Source organism: Denitratisoma sp. agr-D3, from assembly GCF_054658675.1.
Genome location: NZ_BAAGIA010000002.1, coordinates 1 through 19052 on the forward strand (window position 1 = coordinate 1; position 19052 = coordinate 19052).

At 63.3% G+C, this 19052-nt stretch carries 18 protein-coding genes; 3 read left to right on the forward strand and 15 right to left on the reverse strand.

From position 1 onward, the window contains the following. Positions 1 to 94 precede the first annotated feature (94 nt). From ACYQ2U_RS05000 to ACYQ2U_RS05045, 10 genes are all read right to left on the reverse strand, one after another. Positions 95 to 850, reverse strand: a complete 756-nt coding sequence (locus ACYQ2U_RS05000; protein WP_459949249.1) for an electron transfer flavoprotein subunit beta/FixA family protein — start codon at positions 848 to 850, stop codon at positions 95 to 97. A 103-nt stretch (positions 851 to 953) separates the two neighbouring features. Further along, on the reverse strand, positions 954 to 1907 hold the full coding sequence (locus ACYQ2U_RS05005) for a Gfo/Idh/MocA family oxidoreductase (protein WP_459949250.1): 954 nt from the start codon (positions 1905 to 1907) through the stop codon (positions 954 to 956). Beyond that, positions 1908 to 2762 (reverse strand): class III extradiol dioxygenase subunit beta, encoded by an 855-nt coding sequence (locus ACYQ2U_RS05010; RefSeq protein ID WP_459949251.1) that lies wholly within the window; start codon positions 2760 to 2762, stop codon positions 1908 to 1910. Continuing rightward, a complete protein-coding gene (gene ligA / locus ACYQ2U_RS05015; RefSeq protein ID WP_459949252.1) occupies positions 2763 to 3206 on the reverse strand; it encodes a protocatechuate 4,5-dioxygenase subunit alpha in 444 nt (147 codons plus the stop codon). It lies immediately after the preceding gene. 3 nt (positions 3207 to 3209) lie between these two features. Further along, the gene (locus ACYQ2U_RS05020) at positions 3210 to 4133 is read right to left on the reverse strand and encodes an amidohydrolase family protein (RefSeq protein ID WP_459949253.1); all 924 of its coding nucleotides are present in this window, start codon (positions 4131 to 4133) and stop codon (positions 3210 to 3212) included. Between the two features lie 39 nt (positions 4134 to 4172). Next, the gene (gene ligK, locus ACYQ2U_RS05025) at positions 4173 to 4862 is read right to left on the reverse strand and encodes a 4-carboxy-4-hydroxy-2-oxoadipate aldolase/oxaloacetate decarboxylase (protein WP_459949254.1); all 690 of its coding nucleotides are present in this window, start codon (positions 4860 to 4862) and stop codon (positions 4173 to 4175) included. 18 nt (positions 4863 to 4880) lie between these two features. Beyond that, complete coding sequence (locus ACYQ2U_RS05030; RefSeq protein ID WP_459949255.1) at positions 4881 to 5906, reverse strand: amidohydrolase family protein; 1026 nt, start codon at positions 5904 to 5906, stop codon at positions 4881 to 4883. A 24-nt stretch (positions 5907 to 5930) separates the two neighbouring features. Further along, a complete protein-coding gene (locus ACYQ2U_RS05035; protein ID WP_459949256.1) occupies positions 5931 to 7298 on the reverse strand; it encodes an MFS transporter in 1368 nt (455 codons plus the stop codon). 75 nt (positions 7299 to 7373) lie between these two features. Beyond that, positions 7374 to 8576 (reverse strand): 4-hydroxybenzoate 3-monooxygenase, encoded by a 1203-nt coding sequence (gene pobA / locus ACYQ2U_RS05040; RefSeq protein ID WP_459949257.1) that lies wholly within the window; start codon positions 8574 to 8576, stop codon positions 7374 to 7376. 22 nt (positions 8577 to 8598) lie between these two features. Further along, positions 8599 to 9693 carry a 4-oxalomesaconate tautomerase gene (locus ACYQ2U_RS05045; RefSeq protein ID WP_459949258.1) on the reverse strand — a complete coding sequence of 365 codons (1095 nt, stop codon included), beginning with the start codon at positions 9691 to 9693 and terminating at the stop codon, positions 8599 to 8601. 82 nt (positions 9694 to 9775) lie between these two features. On the opposite strand from ACYQ2U_RS05045, the gene ACYQ2U_RS05050 reads away from it, so the two are divergent. Continuing rightward, positions 9776 to 10717 (forward strand): LysR family transcriptional regulator, encoded by a 942-nt coding sequence (locus tag ACYQ2U_RS05050; protein ID WP_459949259.1) that lies wholly within the window; start codon positions 9776 to 9778, stop codon positions 10715 to 10717. On the opposite strand, the gene ACYQ2U_RS05055 is transcribed toward ACYQ2U_RS05050, so the two are convergent. Further along, positions 10714 to 11574: a helix-turn-helix domain-containing protein gene (locus ACYQ2U_RS05055; protein ID WP_459949260.1), complete on the reverse strand. Its 861-nt coding sequence runs from the start codon at positions 11572 to 11574 to the stop codon at positions 10714 to 10716. The genes ACYQ2U_RS05050 and ACYQ2U_RS05055 overlap by 4 nt on opposite strands. Positions 11575 to 11712: 138 nt before the next feature. Between ACYQ2U_RS05055 and ACYQ2U_RS05060 the strand changes: the two genes are divergently transcribed. Beyond that, on the forward strand, positions 11713 to 12876 hold the full coding sequence (locus ACYQ2U_RS05060; protein WP_459949261.1) for a cytochrome P450: 1164 nt from the start codon (positions 11713 to 11715) through the stop codon (positions 12874 to 12876). Between the two features lie 152 nt (positions 12877 to 13028). On the opposite strand, the gene ACYQ2U_RS05065 is transcribed toward ACYQ2U_RS05060, so the two are convergent. The 4 genes from ACYQ2U_RS05065 to ACYQ2U_RS05080 form a co-directional block, all read right to left on the reverse strand. Continuing rightward, entirely contained in the window at positions 13029 to 14099 is a 1071-nt protein-coding gene (locus tag ACYQ2U_RS05065; protein ID WP_459949262.1) for a methyl-accepting chemotaxis protein, read from the reverse strand. A 102-nt stretch (positions 14100 to 14201) separates the two neighbouring features. Continuing rightward, positions 14202 to 16043 (reverse strand): feruloyl-CoA synthase, encoded by a 1842-nt coding sequence (locus tag ACYQ2U_RS05070; RefSeq protein WP_459949263.1) that lies wholly within the window; start codon positions 16041 to 16043, stop codon positions 14202 to 14204. A gap of 10 nt (positions 16044 to 16053) precedes the next feature. Further along, complete coding sequence (locus ACYQ2U_RS05075; RefSeq protein ID WP_459949264.1) at positions 16054 to 17508, reverse strand: aldehyde dehydrogenase; 1455 nt, start codon at positions 17506 to 17508, stop codon at positions 16054 to 16056. A gap of 108 nt (positions 17509 to 17616) precedes the next feature. Continuing rightward, the gene (locus ACYQ2U_RS05080) at positions 17617 to 18453 is read right to left on the reverse strand and encodes a p-hydroxycinnamoyl CoA hydratase/lyase (protein WP_459949265.1); all 837 of its coding nucleotides are present in this window, start codon (positions 18451 to 18453) and stop codon (positions 17617 to 17619) included. Positions 18454 to 18537: 84 nt separating this feature from the next. Between ACYQ2U_RS05080 and ACYQ2U_RS05085 the strand changes: the two genes are divergently transcribed. Next, on the forward strand, positions 18538 to 19038 hold the full coding sequence (locus ACYQ2U_RS05085; RefSeq protein WP_459949266.1) for a MarR family winged helix-turn-helix transcriptional regulator: 501 nt from the start codon (positions 18538 to 18540) through the stop codon (positions 19036 to 19038). The last annotated feature ends 14 nt before the right edge of the window (positions 19039 to 19052 follow it).

Consider the following 19052-nt stretch of genomic DNA (forward strand, 5'->3'; position numbering starts at 1 on the left):
AGTTTGCGGGCGGCGGTCAGGGTGTTGCGGGTGCCGGCTTTCAGCGTGGCGTTGTCGTGTTCGGCAATAACCAGAATGCTCATGTTCGTTCCCCTCAGATGACCTTGGCTTCGTTCTTCAGCTTGTCCACCAGCTGGGCGACGTCGGCGACGCGGATGCCGGCGCTGCGCTTGGGCGGTTCGCTGACGCTGCGGGTGGTCAGGCGCGGGGCGATGTCTGCGCCCAGGTCGGCGGCGGCCAGGGTGTCCAGGGGTTTTTTCTTGGCCTTCATGATGTTGGGCAGGGTGGCGTAGCGGGGTTCGTTCAGCCGCAGGTCGGTGCTGATCACCGCCGGCAGGGTGACGGCGAGGGTTTCCAGGCCGCCATCCACTTCCCGGGTGACGGTAGCTTTGCCGTCCGCCAGGACGACCTTGGAGGCGAAGGTGGCCTGGGGCCAGCCTTGCAGGGCGGCCAGCATCTGGCCGGTCTGGTTGGCATCATCGTCGATGGCTTGTTTGCCGCAGATCACCAGGCCGGGTTGTTCCTTGGCGGCGACGGCCTTGAGCAGCTTGGCCACGGCCAGGGGTTGCAGTTCCTCGGCGGTTTCCACCAGGATGGCCCGGTCGGCGCCCATGGCCATGGCGGCCCGCAGGATGTCCTGGGCGGCGGCCGTGCCGCAGGTCACCACCACCACTTCGCCAGCAGCCCCCGACTCCTTCAGGCGCACGGCTTCTTCCACGGCAATCTCGTCGAAGGGGTTCATCGACATCTTGACGTTGTCCAGATCCACCGCCGAATTGTCCGCCTTCACGCGGACCTTCACGTTGTAATCCACCACCCGCTTGATCGGGACCAGAATTTTTAGGGTCATGCTTTCTCTTTCCTTTGGACACCCATTCCGCCGGGGGAACGGGCAGGCAAAATTGTGGCGGACCTGACCGGTCCGCCACAAGCTTACGCGCGAATGATGCGGCTTATTTCAATTGCTGTTCAAGCTGGTGCAGCACTTGATAGCAGGGCAGGACGCTGGCCACGCTGGCGTTGGGCTCGCGGCCCTCGCGGATGGCGGCGACGAATTCCCGGTCCTGCAATTCGATGCCGTTCATGGACACATCCACCTGGGAAACGTCGATTTTTTCTTCCTTGCCGTTCACCAGATCGTCGTAGCGGGCGATGTAGGTGGCGGTGTCGCCGATGTAGCGGAAGAAGGTGCCCAGGGGGCCATCGTTGTTGAAGGACAGGGACAGAGTGCAGATGGCACCGTTGGCGGCCTGCAACTGGATGCTCATGTCCATGGCGATGCCCAGGCTCGGGTGGATCGGGCCCTGGATGGCATTGGCCTTCACGATGGGGCTGCCGCACTGGTAGGCGAACAGGTCCACCGTGTGGGCGGCGTGGTGCCAGAGCAGATGGTCGGTCCAGCTACGGGGCTGGCCCAGGGCGTTCATGTTGGTGCGGCGGAAGAAGTAGGTCTGCACGTCCATCTGCTGGATGTTGAACTCGCCGGCCTGGATCTTCTTGTGTACGTACTGGTGGCTGGGATTGAAGCGGCGGGTGTGGCCGCACATGGCAACGAGCCCGGTTTCCTTTTGCAGGCGCACCACTTCCTCGCCCTCCTTCAGCACGTCGCAGAGGGGAATTTCCACTTGTACGTGTTTGCCCGCCTTGAGGCAGGCGATGCTCTGCGCCGCGTGCATTTGGGTCGGTGTGCACAGGATGACGGCATCCACTTCGGGCAGGGCCAGGCTCTCTTCCAGTTCCGTGGCGACATGGCCGATGCCGTACTTGGCCGCCACTTCCTTGGTCTTCTCGAGGTCGCGGCTGATCAGGGACACCACTTCCACGCCGGGGATGTTCTTCAGCCCGTCCAGGTGCTTGATGCCGAAGGCACCGGCACCGGCCAAGGCGATCTTGACGGTTTTGCTCATTTACTTGTTCTCCAGAATCAGATGGCCCACGGCCGTATTGGATGCGGGCACATGGTAGAAGCGTTGCTTGACGATGGGCGCCGGGCCGCCAGCCACATCGCTCATGGCGCCACGGGCGATCAGCCACATCACCAGTTCGATGCCCTCGGAACCGGCTTCGCGCACATAGTCGATGTGCGGCATTTGCGCCAAACCGGCCGGATCGGCGATCAGGCGGTCAAGGAAGGCATTGTCCCACGGCTGATTGATGAGGCCGGCACGGGGCCCTTGCAATTGATGGCTCATGCCGCCGGTACCCCAGATCTGGACCTTGAGGTCGTCGTCGAAGGATTCCACCGCACGGCGGATGGCCTGGCCGATCTGGAAGCAGCGGCGGCCGGAGGGCACCGGGTACTGCACGACATTGACCGCGAAGGGAATGACCTTGCACGGCCAGGCATCGGGCTGGCCGAACATCAGGGATAGGGGGACGGTCAGGCCGTGGTCCACTTCCATCTTGTTCACCAGGGTCAGGTCGAAATCGTCCTGGATGACGGACTGCGCGATGTGGGCGGCAAGTTCCGGGTGCCCCTCCACCACCGGCACCGGACGCGGGCCCCAGCCCTCGTCGGCCGGGATGAAGCTGGCGCCGGTGCCAAGAGCGAAGGTCGGGATCAGGTCCAGGGAAAAGGCCGTGGCGTGGTCGTTATAGACCAGGAAAATCACGTCGGGCTTGTTTTCCTTGATCCATTGCTTGCCGAAATCGTAGCCGGCGAAGACCGGCTTCCAGTAATCCTCGCCGCTCTTGCCCAGGTCGAGGGCGGCGCCGATGGCCGGTACGTGGGAGGTGTAAACGGAGGCGGTGATGCGGGCCATTTATGCGCGTCCTTTCTGTCCGGCCGACCCTTGCGGCTGGTGTTGCGGTTGGGCATCGCCGTCCTCGCCGAGGTAGCGGTTCCCTTCCGGGGAACGGCCGCCGGCGATCATCATGTTGCGGTACTCCTCTTCGCTCATACCGGTCATCGAGCCGGCCATCTGTTGGAAGCTCTTGCCGTCGGTGGCACCGATCTTGGCCAGGAAATAAATGTTGCCGCCGGTCTGCATGCACCAGTTCAGATCGCGGGCCAGCACCGCCTGTTTCTGCTCCTCGGTCATCGGCCATTCATCGAGATAGGCCTGCTCGTCGGCCTTGAAACGGGCACGGTTCTCGGCCTTCATCAGGGACATGCAGAACTGGTTGAGCCAATAGCCCTTGCGCGATTGCTCGGCATCGAAAATGATCGTTCCGGGAACGTCCTTATAGGGTTTGTCGAGCGCCATGGCTCAGACCTCCTCCGGCCAGTAGAGCCGCATCGGATTGTCCACCAACAGCTTGCGCTGCAACTCGGCGGTGGGTGCGATGTGGGGAATGAAGTCCACCAGCAAGCCGTCATCGGGCATGTGGTCCTTCAGGTTGGGATGGGGCCAGTCCGTCCCCCACAACACGCGGTCGGGGAACGCTTCCACCACGCGCCGGGCGAAGGGAACCACGTCGACATAGGCGTTGCGCTCGCCGTCCAGGGCGCGGGGGCCCGTGACGGAGAGACGCTCGGGGCAACTGACCTTGCTCCAGACATTGGGGTTGTCGCGCATGAACTTGAGGAACAGGGAGAATTCAGGGCCGTCCACGGGCTTGCTGACGTCGGGCCGTCCCATGTGGTCCACCACCACCACGGTGGGCAGGGAGGTGAAAAAGTCCCACAACTCGGGCAGGTCCACCGCCTCGAAATAGATCACCACGTGCCAGCCCAGCTTGGCGATGCGGCCGGCGATTTCCATCAACTCGTCCCGGGGCGTGAAGTCCACCAGGCGCTTGACGAAATTGAAGCGCACGCCGCGCACGCCGGCGGCGTGCAACTGTAGCAGTTCCTCGTCGCTGATGCTGCGCTTCACCGTCGCCACGCCGCGCGCCTTGCCGCCGCTGTGCACCAGGGCGTCCACCATGGCCCGATTGTCGGCGCCATGGCAGGTGGCTTGGACCACGACGTTGCGGCTGAAGCCCAGGTGGTCGCGCAGGGCATATAGCTGCTGCTTGCTGGCGTCGCAGGGCGTGTATTTGCGCTCCGGGGCGTAGGGGAATTCGGCGCCGGGGCCAAATACGTGGCAATGGGCGTCCACCGCCCCGGGGGGGAGTTGAAACTGGGGTTTGGACGGGCCGGCGTACCAGTCGAGCCAACCGGGGGTCTTGGTGAATTGCATATCGCTCATCGGAGTATTTGCAAGGGCGCGCGGGGAGTGGAGGAGAATTCAGTCGATGTACTTGAGGCCGGCCTTGGCCAGGGGCTCGCGCAGGCTGTACATGTCGAGCCCGAGCTCGCCGGCGGCAAAACGCTCGCGCTTGGCGGTCTCGTTGTTCTCCCGGGCCTCGGCGGCATCGGCCACCTGCTGGGCGACGGCGGCCGGGACGACGACGACTCCGTCATCGTCGGCCACCACCACGTCGCCCGGATTGACCATGGCACCGGCACAGACGACCGGGATGTTCACCGAACCCAGGGTGGCGCGGGTGCAGCCCTTGGCATGGATGGCACGACTGAAGACGGGGAAGCCCATCGCGGTGAGATCCTTCACGTCGCGCACGCCGCCGTCGATGATCAGGCCCTTGGCGCCACGGGATTTGTAGGAAGTGGCGAGCAGGTCGCCGAAGAAGCCGTCGGTGCTGTCGGCGGTGCAGGCCGCCACGCACACATCGCCTGGCTGTAGCTGCTCGGCGGCGACGTGCAGCATCCAGTTGTCGCCGGGCTGGAGCAGCACGGTCACGGCCGTGCCACACAGGTGGGCGCCGGTATAGATCGGGCGGATGGTCGGTTTCATCAGGCCGACGCGCCCCATCGCCTCGTGGATGGTGGCCACGCCGAAGCGTCCAAGCTTGGCCACGGCTGCCGCATCGGCGCGGACGATGTTGCGTTTGACGATGCCGAGATTGTTCAGGCTCATGTCGGTTTCTCCTTATGCTTAACGGCCCCGGGCCTTCAGTGCGGTATCCAGCCGTGCGTAAACGCGGCGGGCATTGCCTTCGTAGATCATGTGGCGCTCCTCGGCGGTCAGGTTGGCCGCCTCGATGTAGCGCTTGGTGTCGTCGTAGTAATTGCCGGTCTGGGGATCGATGCCGCGCACGGCGCCGATCATCTCGGAGGCAAACAAGACGTTCTTGACCGGAATGACCTTGGTCAGCAGGTCGATGCCGGGCTGGTGATAGACGCAGGTGTCGAAGAAGATGTTGTTCAGCAGGTGCTCGTCGAGCAGGGGCTTCTTCAGCTCCTGGGCCAGGCCGCGATAACGGCCCCAGTGGTAGGGTGCCGCGCCGCCGCCGTGGGGAATGACGAACTTGAGGGAGGGGAAGTCCTTGAACAGGTCGCCCTGGATCAGTTGCATCACCGCCGTGGTGTCGGCGTTGATGTAGTGGGCGCCCGTGGTGTGGAAGCAGGCATTGCAGCTGGTGCTGACGTGGATCATCGCCGGGATGTCGTACTCCACCATTTTTTCGTAGATGGGATACCAGTGACGATCGGTCAGGGGCGGGCTGGTCCAGTGGCCACCGGAGGGATCAGGGTTCAGGTTGATGCCGACGAAGCCGTATTCCTTGACGCACTTTTCCAGCTCGGGAATGCAGGTCTTGGGATCCACCCCCGGCGACTGGGGCAACATGGCGGCGCCGATGAAATGGTCGGGGAACAACTGCGACACCCGGTAGCAAAGCTCGTTGCAAATGGCGGCCCAGGTGGACGAGGTATTGAAGTCGCCGATATGGTGGGCCATGAAGCTGGCACGGGGACTGAAAATGGTCAGGTCCGCGCCCCGTTCCTTCATCAGGCGCAACTGGTTGGCCTCGATGGTCTGGCGCAGATCGTCGTCGCTGAGAATCAGTTCAGCAACCTTGGGGGCCTGGCTCGGATCCTTGAGTCCGGCGATTTGCCGATTCCGCCAATCCTCAAGCGCCTTGGGGGCAGTGGTGTAGTGGCCGTGGATGTCGATGATCACGGATTTTCTCCTTTAATGTTTGGGTCAGCGGCCAAGGGCTTCTTGTAGAGCAACTTCGTGCTCCGCCGGCGTTTCGGGATGAGCCATTTGCTTGATGAGCAAGGCAAGGGCGGCCAGGGTGCCGGCAATGGACACCACGGCGAAGATGCCGCCGAAACTCAGTTGGCGGGCAGCCAGTTCCGCCACCAGGAAGGAACCGGCGATGCCGCCGAAGCGACCGATGCCCAGCATCCAGGAAACCCCCGTGGCACGACCCGCCGTCGGGTAGAAACCGGCGGCCAGGGCGCCCATGGAGGATTGCGCCGTGTTCATGAAGACACCGGCGGCGAAAACGATGGTCACCAGCAAGGCCACGTTGCCGGCGGTTTGGCCGATGGCGAAAATCGCAAAAGCCGTCAGGCCGAAGCAGGCCGCGACGACGCGGTTGGCGTTGAAGCGATCCATCAGCATGCCGCTGAAAATGGCGCCGACACCGCCCAGGGGGAAAAGAGCGGAAATCAGGGTGGCGTCCTTGGGATCGAGGCCGGCGTCCTTGAACAACACCGGCATCCAGTTGATCAGGGAGTAGAAAATCACCAGGCCCATGAAGTAGGCGATCCACAACATCAGGGTGCCGACCAGGTAGCCGCGCGACATGACCATGGACAGGCCCTTGCGGCCCACGTCGCCGGCGACCTTGTTCTCGTTCAGAACAAAGGCGCTGGCACCGGCGGCGGCGGCCGAGATTCGGGCCAGCACGGCGCGAATGCGCTCCACCGGATAGTGGTGGGCCACCATGTAGCGCACCGACTCCGGCAAGCGGGCCAGCAGCACGATCGTCAGCACCATGGGGGCAAGACCGCCCAGCAGCAGCACGCTACGCCAACCCCAGATGGGAATCATCCACGCCGCGAGGAAGCCGCCGAAGGCCGCACCGAGAGGAAAACCGCAGAACATGGCGTTGGTGATGATGGCACGGCGCGAAGTGGGTACGTACTCGCTCATCAGGGTCACCGCATTGGGCATCGCGGAACCCAGGCCGAGGCCGGTGACGAAACGCATGATGACAAGCCCCTGGAGGTCGCCGACGATGGCGGAGGCCAGGCAGCCGATGCCGAAGATCAGCACCGAGGCGGTGATGACCCGCTTGCGGCCGAAACGATCGGCCAAGGGGCCGGCCATCAGGCCGCCGGCGGCGAGGCCGAACAGGGCCGCGCTCAACACCGGCGCCAGGGCGGGTTTGGCAATGCCCCACTCCTTGAGGAGGGAAGGGGCGATATAGCCGATGGCCGCCGTGTCGAAACCGTCCAGCAGCATGATGAAAAAGCACAGGGCAAAGACCACCCACTGGAAGCCGGAGAAGGGATGCTCGTCGAGGAAGGCCTGTACATCGAGCGGCCGATTTGCTGTCATGAAACGTCCTTGCAGGTTATCAAGCGCCCACCCTCGGGCGAGGGTGGGACCGGGTTTTCGCTGGCAATGGGGGGATTACTCGCCAAAATCCAGGGGCAGTCCCACGTAGTTTTCGGCAATGGAACGGGCGCCGGCTTCGGAGTGGAACAGGTAGTCCAGTTCGGACTCCTGGAACTTGGCGGCGATGGGGCCATCCTCCGGGAAGCGGTGCATCAGGGTGGTGAACCACCAGGAGAAGCGCTCGGCTTTCCAGATTCTCCGCAGGCAACGGGCGGAGTAGTGGTCGATGCCGGCTTCGCTGCGTTCCTGATAGAACTCGATGATGGCGCTGGACAGATACTTGACGTCGGTGGCTGCCAGGTTGAGGCCCTTGGCGCCGGTGGGCGGCACGATATGGCCAGCGTCACCCGCCAGGAACAGACGACCGAAACGCAGGGGCTCGGTGACGAAGGAACGGAGCGGCGCGATGCTCTTTTCCAGGGACGGTCCGGTGACCAGCTTTTCCCGGCCCTCGTCGTCCAGGCGCAAGCGCAGCTCCTGCCAGAAGGCCTCGTCGGTCCATTCCTCAATGCGGTCGGTCAGGGGGACTTGCAGGTAATAACGGCTGCGGGTCTTGCTGCGCTGGGAACACAGGGCAAAACCCCGCGGGCTGTTCACATAGATCAATTCATCGGAGACGGGGGGCGTGTCCGACAGCAGGCCCAGCCAACCGAAGGGGTAGACCTTTTCGTACTCGCGGATGGCCGAGCGGGGCACGCTGGCCCGGCACACGCCGTGGAAGCCATCGCAACCGGCGATGAAGTCGCATTCCAGTTCATGGGATACCCCATCCTTGGAAAAGGTGACCCGAGGCTTGGTCGTGTCGAAGCCGTGGATGGCCACATCCTTGGCCTCGTACACGGTGGGTAGGTTCGCGCCGCTACGGGCTTCCATCAGGTCGCGGGTCAGTTCGGTCTGGCCATAGACCATGACGTTCTTGCCGCCGGTGAGCTTGTTCATGTCCACCCGATGGCGCTTGCCGGCACACAGCATTTCGAAGCCGCCGTGGATCAAGCCTTCCCGGTGCATGCGCTCGCCGACGCCGGCCTCGTCCATCAAGTCGATGCAGACCTGTTCGAGCACACCGGCACGGATCCGGCTCAACACGTAGTCACCGGTCTGGCGTTCGAGAACGACCGCGTCGATGCCGGCCTTGTGGAGCAATTGTCCCAACAGCAGGCCGGAAGGACCGGCGCCGATGATGGCGACTTGTGTTTTCTTGGGGATGGGGGTGTTCATATCGTGTGTCCTGTTGCTTTCATCAATTACCCGCACGCTCGGGCCAGGCGCTGGCGGGAACCATCACCTCACCGCGCATGATCAGCCGCGCCGTGCGCACCAGCCCGGCTTTCAGCACGTTCTGGGGATTGGCGGGATCCACCGCCAGTTCCACGCTGAATTCGCCGGTGGGGTGTTCAACGGAAATCCGCTTGTCCGTGCCCGCCGGCACGATGGCGATGCCCTCGGTCACCGAACCCGGCAGCACGCAGGCGGTACCCACCGTCACGGCCGCCAACACGCCGATGGCGTCATGGCAGACATGGGGAATGAAACTGCGGGTGCAGATGTTGCCGCCGTCCCGGGGCGGGGCGATCAGAGTCATCTTCGGGTAGTTCTTTTCGCTGACGTCGCCCAGGCCCATGACGTGACCACAGGCAATGCGCAAGCGCTCGATACGGGCCTTGAGCTCGACGTCGCCATTCAATTCGGCCACGGTTTCATAACCGCTGCGACCCACCGCCTCGGCGCGGAAAATGACCAGGGGCATCCCGTTATCGATGCAGGTGACGGCGACGCCATCGATAATGTCCTGGACGTTGCCCGTGGGCAGCAGGCCCGAGCAGACGGATCCGGCGGTATCGAGGAAGTTGATGGTGATGGGGGCCGAGGTGCCGGGAACGCCGTCGATATGGGCGTCGCCGCTGTAATTGACCCGGCCATTGGGGGTTTCCACGGTGATATCGGACTGCATGCCCGTGTTCAGCGTCAGCACCCGGACCGTGGTCCGCTCCCCGTCCGCCTGGATCATGCCGCTTTCGAGGGCGAAGGGCACCACGGCCGCCAACATGTTGCCGCAGTTGGGGGTGGTGTCCACCGTGTTCTTGTCCGGCTGGAGCTGGGCGAACAAGAAATCCAAGGCCACGCCGGGGCTGGTACTGGGCCGCACGATGCCGACCTTGCTGGTCAGCGGATGGGCCCCGCCCAAACCGTCGATCTGCCGGCGGTCCGGGGATCCCATGACGGCCAACAGAACTCTATCGCGGCTGGCGATGTCCATAGGCAGGTCGGACTCGCGGAAAAACGGTCCGCGAGAGGTGCCGCCGCGCATGAATAGGGTCGGGATAGCAATTTCCATGACCTGGATTCTGGCGGGGGTCTATTCCTGTCGTAAGCTATGCGCCATACTAGCTGATATAAAAAGTTGTTATAGGAATAGCATGGATTTAAAACAATTGGAGTATTTCGTCTGCGTGGTCGAGCAAAGAAGCTTCACCCGCGCCGCCATCGTGCTGGATATTGCCCAGCCCGCCCTGAGCCGGCAGGTGCGTCTACTGGAACTGGAGTTCGGCCAGAACCTGTTGCTGCGCAATGGCCGCGGCGTCACGGCCACCGATGCCGGCAACGTGTTGCTGGAGTACGGACGGGGCATCCTTCACCAGGTGGAGCGGCTACGGGAAGAAATGGGGCGCTCCCGCGGCGCGCTGATCGGCAGCGTGGCCCTGGGCCTTCCCCCCAGCCTGTTGCGGCTGCTGGCGGCGACCATCTTCCGCGAATTCAAGAACCGCATGCCGGCCGCGACCCTGGCCATCCGCGAGGGCCTCAGCACCTCCATGCAGGAATCGCTGATTTCCGGCCGCCTCGACATGGCCCTGGTCTATAACGCGACCCCGTCGCCGGACATCGACCTGGAACCCCTGATCGACGAAGAGTTGCTGCTGGTCTCCCCCAATCACGGCGCCTCCCACGCCGCGACCTTGCCGCAATCGATCAAGGTGACCGATCTGCCCGGCTTTCCCCTGATCATGCCGAGCCGTCCCAACGCCATCCGCATGCTGATCGAAGGCGAGTTGGCGGACAAGGGGCTGCGGCCGACCATCGCCTTCGAGGTGGACGGTGTCGGCGCCATTCTCGACCTGGTGGCCGAGGGATTCGGCCATGCCGTGTTGCCTCGGAGCGCGGTCGGCCACCTTGCCCAATCGCCGGATCTGACCCTGCGTTCCATGGACGCGAAGGGCCTGAGCACCAAGTTGTCCCTGGCCATCAATTCCCACCGCCAGGTCACCGCGACGCAACAGGCCCTTATCGAACTGGTGCGCAGCGTCGTGCGCGACCACCTGGCGCCGGAGGCCAAGACCGGGCTGGACAAGGGAACGCCCTAGCCCGGTCCTCCCAGTTGGCGTTGCTGGCGATACGCCGAGGGCCGCATCCCGGTGTGTTTCTTGAAGAAACGGCAAAAGTAGGCGGGATCGCGAAAACCTAGCTCATAGGCCAGCAAGGACACGGGGATATTGACGTACAGCAGGCGGCGCTTGGCTTCCAGCAACAGCCGCTCCTGGACCAGTTCGAAGGCGCTTTTGCCGCTGATGCTGCGGCAGAGACGGTTCAACTTGGTGGCGGTGACGATCAAGGCAGCGGCATAGCGGTCCACCGTCCACTGTTCGCTGAAGTGTTCTTCCAGCAGGCGTCGAAAGCGTTCAAACAGCTCGCTGTGCATCGGTGGCTCGCCCCCGTCCTGCTGTTGCCGCTCCAACAACAGCAGGACGGTCCTGACCAGCAACTCCAACATCTGCGTCCGCTTGGGCTGGGGCCAACTGAACTCCACGCTGATTTCCGCCATGATCCGCCCCAGCCGCTGGGCCGGGTCATGGGCCAAGGTCATCAACATGGGGCGGGAAAAGCACTGGGCAAACAATAGGGGTTCGGCAATGGTCAGCACATAGCCATGGGTCCCTGGCTGGAATTGGAACGCATGTACCGTCCCCGGCGGAATGACCACGACGCTGGCGTCGCCGATGGCGACGGATCGATCATCGATGGTCGCCTCGCCTCCACCCGACAGCAGACACAACACCTGGAACAGGGCGTGATGCACGTGGGTGTCGATCTCCCACTGATAGCGTTCGCTCCGGCTCCGGATGTCCTCGATGTGCACAAAGTCCAATTCCGACGCAGAACCGCCGGCGTGGTCACCGTAGAGGGCAAAGGAAGGAATGGACGTGTCTTGCACTGCCCGCATGGGAACCACCGAAGCAATTAGATGAGATGTCAAGAAAGTACAATTTTTTATCCGGATCGTCCATTCCTTGCCGGCACCGTGCCTCCTAATATCGCCATCAAGCCATGGCTCATGGCGAAGAACAATAGAGGAGACACCATGTTCAGTTTCGATCCCTACTCACCGGCGGTGGACGCCGATCCCTTCCCCTTCTACAAGGTCTTGCGCGACGATCATCCCTGCTTCTGGAGCAAGGAAGCCAATATGTGGGTGCTGTCCCGCTACGCGGACATCATGGCGGCCCTTGGCGATTGGCAGACCTATTCCTCCGCCCAAGGCAACCTGATGACCGAGCTGCCGAACCGGGCCGGCTCGACCCTGGGCACCACCGACCCCCCCCGCCATGACCGCCTGCGCGGGCTGGTGCAACACGCCTTTGCCCGCCGCAACCTGGAGGGCCTGGGCGATCCCATGCGCGAGATCGCCAAGACTGCGGTGGCGGAAATCGGCGACGTCAAGGAGTTCGACTTCATCGCCGACTTTTCCTCGAAGTTCGCCGTCCGCGTGTTGTTCGCCGCCCTGGGCCTGCCCATGGGCGATGAGCAGGTCGTCCGCGACAATGCGGTGCTGATGGTGCAGTCGGATCCAGTCACCCGGGCCAAGGCGCCGCAGCACATCGCCGCCTCCGATTGGATGCGCAGCTATGCCGCCAAGGTCATCGCCGAGCGCCGCGCCAACCCCAAGGATGACTTGATTTCCCACTTCAGCATGGCGGAAATCGACGGCGACCGGCTCACCGAAAACGAAGTCCTGCTGACCACCACCACCCTGATCATGGCCGGGATCGAATCCCTGGGCGGCTTCATGTCCATGTTCGCCTACAACCTGGCCACCCACCCCGAGGCGCAACAGCGCTGCGTGGCCAACCCCGCCCTGCTGGTCGATGCCATCGAGGAATCCCTGCGTTTCAACACCTCGGCCCAGCGCTTCCGGCGCTGCCTGACCCGGGATGTGGAAATGCACGGACAGGTGATGCGCCAGGGAGATTTCGTCTGCCTCGCCTACGGCGCCGGCAATCGGGACGAACGCCAGTTCCCCAATCCCGACGTGTACGATATCGACCGCAAACCCAGGGGCCACCTCGGTTTCGGCGGTGGTGTCCATGCCTGCCTGGGCTCGGTGATTGCGCGCATGGCAACCCGGATCGCCTTTGAGGAATTCCACAAGGCGGTGCCCGCCTATCGGCTGACCCAGGAGCAATTGCCGTGGATGCCGTCCTCCACTTTCCGTAGCCCCCTCACCCTGCTCATGACCCGCCCATAAGTCTGAGCCCACCACGGACCTTGCCTCAGTCAGTACCGGGGCAGGATCCGTGGCGATGATCGATCAGGGTCGGTGCAATGGGGCGGCCTCGCTACCGGATTCCGACAATTGTCCGCCCGCCTCCCACCGACAACTGCTGATAGCGCGGGAAATTAAACCAGCCGTTGCAGCGCCGTATCCACCTGCTGATGCAAATTGCCGCAATGCTCAAGCTGAATGCGGAACTGCTCGCTGGCCTTCTTCACCACCTCGGCGCGGGTTGCGGCACCCGCTTTCACTTCATTGATGGAGGAGGCGACCACCATGGTCGCGGCGATCACCTGGCTGATGCTTTCCAAGGACTGGGAAATTCCATCGGCAGCTTCGCTGGCCTTGCCGAACAAGGCTTTCGTAATGCCGGCAATCTGCTCCGACGAGGCGTTGGCCTGGTCCGACAGTTGCCGCACCTCGTCCGCCACCACGGCGAAACCCCGCCCCGCCTCCCCGGCCCGGGCAGCCTCGATCGCCGCATTGAGGGCCAGCAGATTGGTGCGTTTCGCCACATCCTGAATGCTGCCGACAATCAAACCGATCTGTCTGGCCTGCTCCGTCAACTCCTCGAAGACCCGCTTCATGTCCTGGCTTTGCCCGGACAGCAGTTGGGCGCCCCCCTCTGCTTCCTGGGTGGCAACCAGGGCATTGTCCACATGGGCACCGGAGCTGCGGGCAATCTCCCCCGCCTTGGCGGCATGGGCGATCCCGCCCTCGATGGCTTCCTTCAGCCTGGCCAATTCCTCGTTGAGTAGGCGGAACGTCGTCTCCTGTTCGCCGGCGCTCAGCCCGGCCATCGGCGCCTCCTGGGAGGCGGCCAGCTCTGCCTCGACCTTGGCCAGGGATTCCTCGATGGACCGCCGGCCCCGCCAGACTTCCAGGAAGAGATGCACGATGGGCCGCAGGGTGCCATCCGCCGGCAATGTCGATAACACTGCCTGCAACGCCTCCTGGTCGCCCCCATGGCAGGCAGCGATCAGCCGTTCCCGGCGGGCCGTGTCCAAACCAGCATTGCGTTGCCCCAGGCGGTAGCCTTTGGCCGCGCCGATCAGGCCCAGCAGGACCAGAGCCAGCAAGGGGATGGTTTGCCATGTGGCGGGGGCCAGCGCCGTGAGGGTTGCCGGTATGGCCAGCAACATGCCATAGACCGCCAGTGCGGCGGGAAAACTCAGGTTGCGCATATTTTTCTCCATGGGCCTTTGCCCGCGCTCATGCCCGATCCCACGGCGGTGCCGCCTTCGCCCGGATTAAGGCGAAGGCGGTGAACCATCCGTTGGGGTGGGCAAGGCGTCAGATCAACCAATTCTCTGGTTGTCACGATTCTCGTAGAGGGCGTCGATCAACTCGGCCCGCCGCGTCAGGACGGCCCGTTGGTTGATGGATCCCTTGTCGGTGATCTCGTGATGATCGATCGATGGCGCGTCTTCCAGCACCCGCATCCAGGCGATGCGGCTGGCGGAACCGCTGGCCTTCGCGTTGACCCGCGCCAGCAGTTGCGTGAACAAGTCTCGCACCGGCTGGCTGGAAAGCAGTTCGCCGGGGTTGATGTCCTCGCTGACGCCCGCCAGGCGGCAGCAGTGCTCCAGGCGCGGGAAGACCAGGGCGCCGATGTCGTCCCGGTTCATGCCGGTCAGCACCACGTCCATCACGTAGGGCGCGCCCTCGCTGATGATGCGGGCACGCAAGGGACCGACGCTGACGAAGGTGCCGGAACTCAGCTTGAAATCCTCGGCGATGCGGCCGTCGAACATCATGCCGATTTCGGGATGGTCCGGATCAGCGAAGCGGAGGGCGTCGCCGGTGCAGTAGTAGCCCTCCTGGTCGAACACTTCTTCCGTTTGCGCCGGTGACCGCCAATAGCCCGGCATGATGTGGGGTCCGCGGAACCGCGCTTCCAGCTTGCCGTCCACCGGCACCAGCTTGAGCTCGCAATCGGGCGTGGGCAGGCCCACATAGCCGGCACACATGAGGGGGCCGGTAGTGAAGGTGCAGGAAGGGGAAGCCTCGGTCATGCCCAGGCCGCTCATGACCCGGATGCGTTCGCCGCAATGCTTTTCGCTGATCTGTTCCAGCTTGTCCCACGCCGCCTGGGACAGGCCCGCGCCGGCGAAGAAGAAGAGATTGACCTTGGAGAAGAAGGTCTTGCGCAAGGCCGCATCCTGTTCCAACGCATCGGCCAGCAGCTCCCAGCCCTTGGGCACATTGAAATAGACGGTGGGGGATATCTCGTGCAGATTCCGCAGGGTTTCGCCGAAGCCTTGCGCCGTCGGCTTGCCGTCGTCGATGTAGAGCGAACCGCCGTTATAGAGGGCGATGCCGACGTTATGGCTGCCGCCGAAGGTATGGTTCCAGGGTAGCCAGTCCACCAGCACCGGCGGTTCCTCGCCGAAGCAGGGGAAGGTTTGCAGCAGCATCTGCTGATTGCTGCACAGCATGCGATGGGTCGTGGTCACCGCCTTGGGCATCTTGGTCGAGCCGGAGGTGAACAGGAACTTGGCGATGCTCTCCCCACTCAGCCCCGCATTGACATGGTCAACGTCGCGCGGGACCGTCTCCAACAGGGATGCGAAGGTAATGGAACCCCTGCCGGTCAGTTCGTTCTGGCTGATCACCACGTCGGCCTGCTCGGGCACCACGCTGATGATGGCGCGATCAAAGGCGCGGCCATCGCTGGCGAACACCATGCCCGGGGTCATCAGATCGACCACATGGGCGAGCTTGCCGTAGTCGCTGGAGATCAGCGAGTAGGCGGGGGAAATGGCGGCATAGGGAACGCCGGCGTAGAGCGCGCCCATGGCCATTTGCAGGTGTTCCAGGTCATTCCCCGACAGGATCAGCAGTGGCCGCTCGGCGGAAAGGTTGCGGTCCAGCAACGCCTGGCCGATGCAGCGGGCACGGCGCAGCATGTCGCCGTAGGAAATCCGGATCCACTCGCCGTCGGCGCCGCGTCGGGCCACCAGGGTTCGCTCCGGATGCTTTTCCGCACCCTCGATCAGCCGGTCGGTGATCCGCTCCGGATAGGGGCCCAGGGCCTCCGTCGAGCGCAAATGCCAGTTGCCCTCGGCATCCCGTCGGACGGTCACCGGAGCACCCCCTATGCTGACGGCCCGGTAGCCATCAAGCTTTTTTTGCAACATGGCGCTCCCCTCAGACGGGATAGTGACGGTGCGTCGTCTGGATGGTGATCCAGCGCAATTCCGTAAAGGCCTCGATGCCGGCCTTGCCGCCAAAGCGCCCGTAGCCGCTGGCCTTGACTCCGCCGAAGGGCATCTGCGCCTCGTCATGGACCGTGGACGAATTGATGTGGCAAATACCCGACTCGATCCGCTTGGCAATCGCCATGGCACGACCGATATCCCGGCTGAACACGGCCGAGGAAAGACCGTATTCGCTATCGTTGGCCAGGGCCACGGCCTCGTCGTCGCTGTCGAAGCGCAGGATGCCCACCACCGGACCGAAGGACTCTTCGGCGTAGAAGTTCATTTCCTTCGTCACGCCGTCCACGATGCTCGGTTGCACCACGACGCCATCGGCGCTGAAGTCACCCGTGGTCAGGGAAGCCCCCTTGGCGACCGCATCGGCCACCAGGCGTTGTACCTTTTGCGCGGACTGGGCGTCGATCATGGCCGCCAATGCCGCACCTTCCTCGCCGGGCTTGCCGGCACGCATGCTCTTGGCCTTGGCCGTCAGGCGGGAGACGAACTCGTCGGCCACCTTGCGGTGGACGATCAGCCGGTCGGTGGACATGCAGATCTGGCCCTGGTTGAAGAAAGCGCCGAAAGCGGCAGCCTGGACGGCCTCGTCCAGATCGGCATCCTCCAGGACCACCATGGGATTCTTGCCACCCAGTTCAAGCAGTGCCGGCTTCAGGTGCTTGGCCGCGTGTTGGGCGATGATGCGGCCAACATGGGTGGAGCCGGTGAAATTGACCCGCTTCACCGCCTTATGGGCGATCAGGCGCTCGACGATGGCAGGAGCATCTGCGGGGGCATTGCTCACCACGTTCACCACGCCCGGGGGGAAACCAGCTTCCTCGAATACCGTGCCGATCAGCCGATGAACGGCGGGTGTCGCTTCGGATGCCTTCAGGATGACTGTATTGCCGCAGGCCAAGGCGGTGGCAATGGCCCGGGTGCCGAGGATGACCGGTGCATTCCACGGGGCGATGCCGAGGATCACGCCGACCGGCTGACGGATGCCCATGGCCAGGTTGCCGGGCACGTCGGAAGGAATGACCTCGCCGCCGACCTGGGTGGTCAGGGCGGCCGCTTCACGCAGCATGTTGGCCGCCAGCATGGCGTTGAAACCGTACCAGATGGGTGCGCCGCCAGCTTCCGCCACGCCGCGGGCGATGAATTCCGGCGTCTTGGCGTCCATGATCTCGGCAGCCTTGAGCAACAGCTTGCGGCGCTCGCCGGGCAAAGTGGCCGACCAGGCCGGGAAGGCCGCTTGCGCGGCATCGGCGGCGCTGTCCGCGTCGGCGACAGTCGCCGCGGCAGCACGGCTGGCTACTGCGCCCGTTACCGGATTCAAACGATCAAACGTTGCATTGCCTGCCGCAGCCCGGCTGGCGCCTCCGATCAGAAGCTGGGTCTCAAACATGGTTTCCTCCTGTTGTTGGTGTTCGCGTTAACGCGAAGCGCACTTCGTTGCAGCGCTTTCTTTCTTATCCTTTGTACGGCCCCCTGATGCCCAGGGGGCCGCAGCGGATCAGACGTTGCGCTTGTAGGTTTGCAGGCCGGGCTTGATGGTCTTGTCGTCCAGGAATTGCTTCAAGCCTTGGGCGCGGCCCTTCTCCGGATCGCGGCCATTGGACTGGTCCACCTTGGCATACAGATAGTCCTCGTTCTGCTCCCAGGTCAATTCGCGGCAACGCTTGAAGCCGTGCTTGGCATAGCGCAGCACCGCGGGGTTCTTTTCCAGCAGCTTGAGGGCCAGGGCTTTCACCTCGTCCCGCAGCTGGGCACGGGGCACGCTCTTGTTGACCAAGCCCATTTCCTCGGCTTCCTTGCCGGTCCAGGTGTCGCCGGTCATGACGTAGTACAGGGCCTTGCGATGGCCCATGGTGTCGGCCACGGCCTTGCTCACCAGGTTGCCGGGAGGGATGCCCCAGTTGATTTCGGACAAGCCGAACACGGCCTCATCGGCGGCGATGGCCAGGTCGCAAGCCACCAGGGGCGAGAACGCACCACCGAAACACCAGCCATTGACCATGGCGATGGTGGCCTTGTTGTAGAAGCGCAGCAGCTTCCACTGCCATTGGGAACAATCGCGGCGCATGCGCTCCTGATAGACATCGGACTTGCCGTCCGTTTCGCGGAAGTATTCCTTCAGATCCATGCCGGCGGACCAGGACTCACCGGCGCCGGTCAACACCAGCACTTGCACGTCGTCATCCAGTTCGATCGTTTCCAGCACGTCGATCATTTCGCGATTGAGCGTCGGGCTCATGGCATTGCGCTTCTCGGGGCGATTCAGGGTCACCCAGGCGATACCTTCTTCGACATCGACCTTCACGGTCTTCCAGCGTCCTTCGTAATTTGTCATACTGACCTCCGTTATCAGGGTAATATCAGGTAACTTGATATTGAGCGAATTGTCTTTGATCGAGAACCGGAACGCAAGTACTCCATGAAAAAAAATTCTAGGACTAAAGAAATTAAAGGCGACGACTCAACTCGTCCGGCGGAAAAACCCCTGGGCATCGCCTATCTGATCGGCCGCCTCGACCATGCGCTCAAGCGTCAGTTGCGCGACGCCATCGCCCCGGTCGGCTTGACCGTCACCCAGTACACCGCCCTGTCCGCCCTGACCGGTCATAGCCAGCTCTCCAATGCCCAACTGGCGGAGCGTTCGCTGGTCTCGCCCCAGGCGGCCAACGAGATGGTGAAAATGATGGAGGAAAAGGGATGGATTGAGCGCCAGCCCGATCCGGCCCACGGCCGCATCATCCGCATTCATGTCACGGCCCTGGGCCATGAGTTGCTGGGTCGCTGCGACAATGCCGTCACCCAACTGGAGAGTCGGATGCTGGCTCCCCTGAGCGAAAAGGACCGAACAGCCTTGCGCGGTCAATTGCGCACCTTGCTCCATGCCTTGCATGTCACCTCCCTGGAAGCAAGCCAATACTGAGGGGCTGTATCGGT

What these genes read in the sequence shown, in the direction of transcription:
- ACYQ2U_RS05055 (WP_459949260.1), bottom strand. Translation starts at nt 11,574, where the DNA reads ATGCGGGCAGTGCAAGACACGTCCATTCCTTCCTTTGCCCTCTACGGT.
- ligK (WP_459949254.1), bottom strand. Translation starts at nt 4,862, where the DNA reads ATGAGCCTGAACAATCTCGGCATCGTCAAACGCAACATCGTCCGCGCC.
- ACYQ2U_RS05005 (WP_459949250.1), bottom strand. Translation starts at nt 1,907, where the DNA reads ATGAGCAAAACCGTCAAGATCGCCTTGGCCGGTGCCGGTGCCTTCGGC.
- ACYQ2U_RS05060 (WP_459949261.1), top strand. Translation starts at nt 11,713, where the DNA reads ATGTTCAGTTTCGATCCCTACTCACCGGCGGTGGACGCCGATCCCTTC.
- ACYQ2U_RS05035 (WP_459949256.1), bottom strand. Translation starts at nt 7,298, where the DNA reads ATGACAGCAAATCGGCCGCTCGATGTACAGGCCTTCCTCGACGAGCAT.
- ACYQ2U_RS05085 (WP_459949266.1), top strand. Translation starts at nt 18,538, where the DNA reads ATGAAAAAAAATTCTAGGACTAAAGAAATTAAAGGCGACGACTCAACT.
- pobA (WP_459949257.1), bottom strand. Translation starts at nt 8,576, where the DNA reads ATGAACACCCCCATCCCCAAGAAAACACAAGTCGCCATCATCGGCGCC.
- ACYQ2U_RS05075 (WP_459949264.1), bottom strand. Translation starts at nt 17,508, where the DNA reads ATGTTTGAGACCCAGCTTCTGATCGGAGGCGCCAGCCGGGCTGCGGCA.
- ACYQ2U_RS05050 (WP_459949259.1), top strand. Translation starts at nt 9,776, where the DNA reads ATGGATTTAAAACAATTGGAGTATTTCGTCTGCGTGGTCGAGCAAAGA.
- ACYQ2U_RS05020 (WP_459949253.1), bottom strand. Translation starts at nt 4,133, where the DNA reads ATGAGCGATATGCAATTCACCAAGACCCCCGGTTGGCTCGACTGGTAC.
- ACYQ2U_RS05045 (WP_459949258.1), bottom strand. Translation starts at nt 9,693, where the DNA reads ATGGAAATTGCTATCCCGACCCTATTCATGCGCGGCGGCACCTCTCGC.
- ACYQ2U_RS05065 (WP_459949262.1), bottom strand. Translation starts at nt 14,099, where the DNA reads ATGGAGAAAAATATGCGCAACCTGAGTTTTCCCGCCGCACTGGCGGTC.
- ACYQ2U_RS05070 (WP_459949263.1), bottom strand. Translation starts at nt 16,043, where the DNA reads ATGTTGCAAAAAAAGCTTGATGGCTACCGGGCCGTCAGCATAGGGGGT.
- ACYQ2U_RS05010 (WP_459949251.1), bottom strand. Translation starts at nt 2,762, where the DNA reads ATGGCCCGCATCACCGCCTCCGTTTACACCTCCCACGTACCGGCCATC.
- ACYQ2U_RS05000 (WP_459949249.1), bottom strand. Translation starts at nt 850, where the DNA reads ATGACCCTAAAAATTCTGGTCCCGATCAAGCGGGTGGTGGATTACAAC.
- ACYQ2U_RS05080 (WP_459949265.1), bottom strand. Translation starts at nt 18,453, where the DNA reads ATGACAAATTACGAAGGACGCTGGAAGACCGTGAAGGTCGATGTCGAA.
- ligA (WP_459949252.1), bottom strand. Translation starts at nt 3,206, where the DNA reads ATGGCGCTCGACAAACCCTATAAGGACGTTCCCGGAACGATCATTTTC.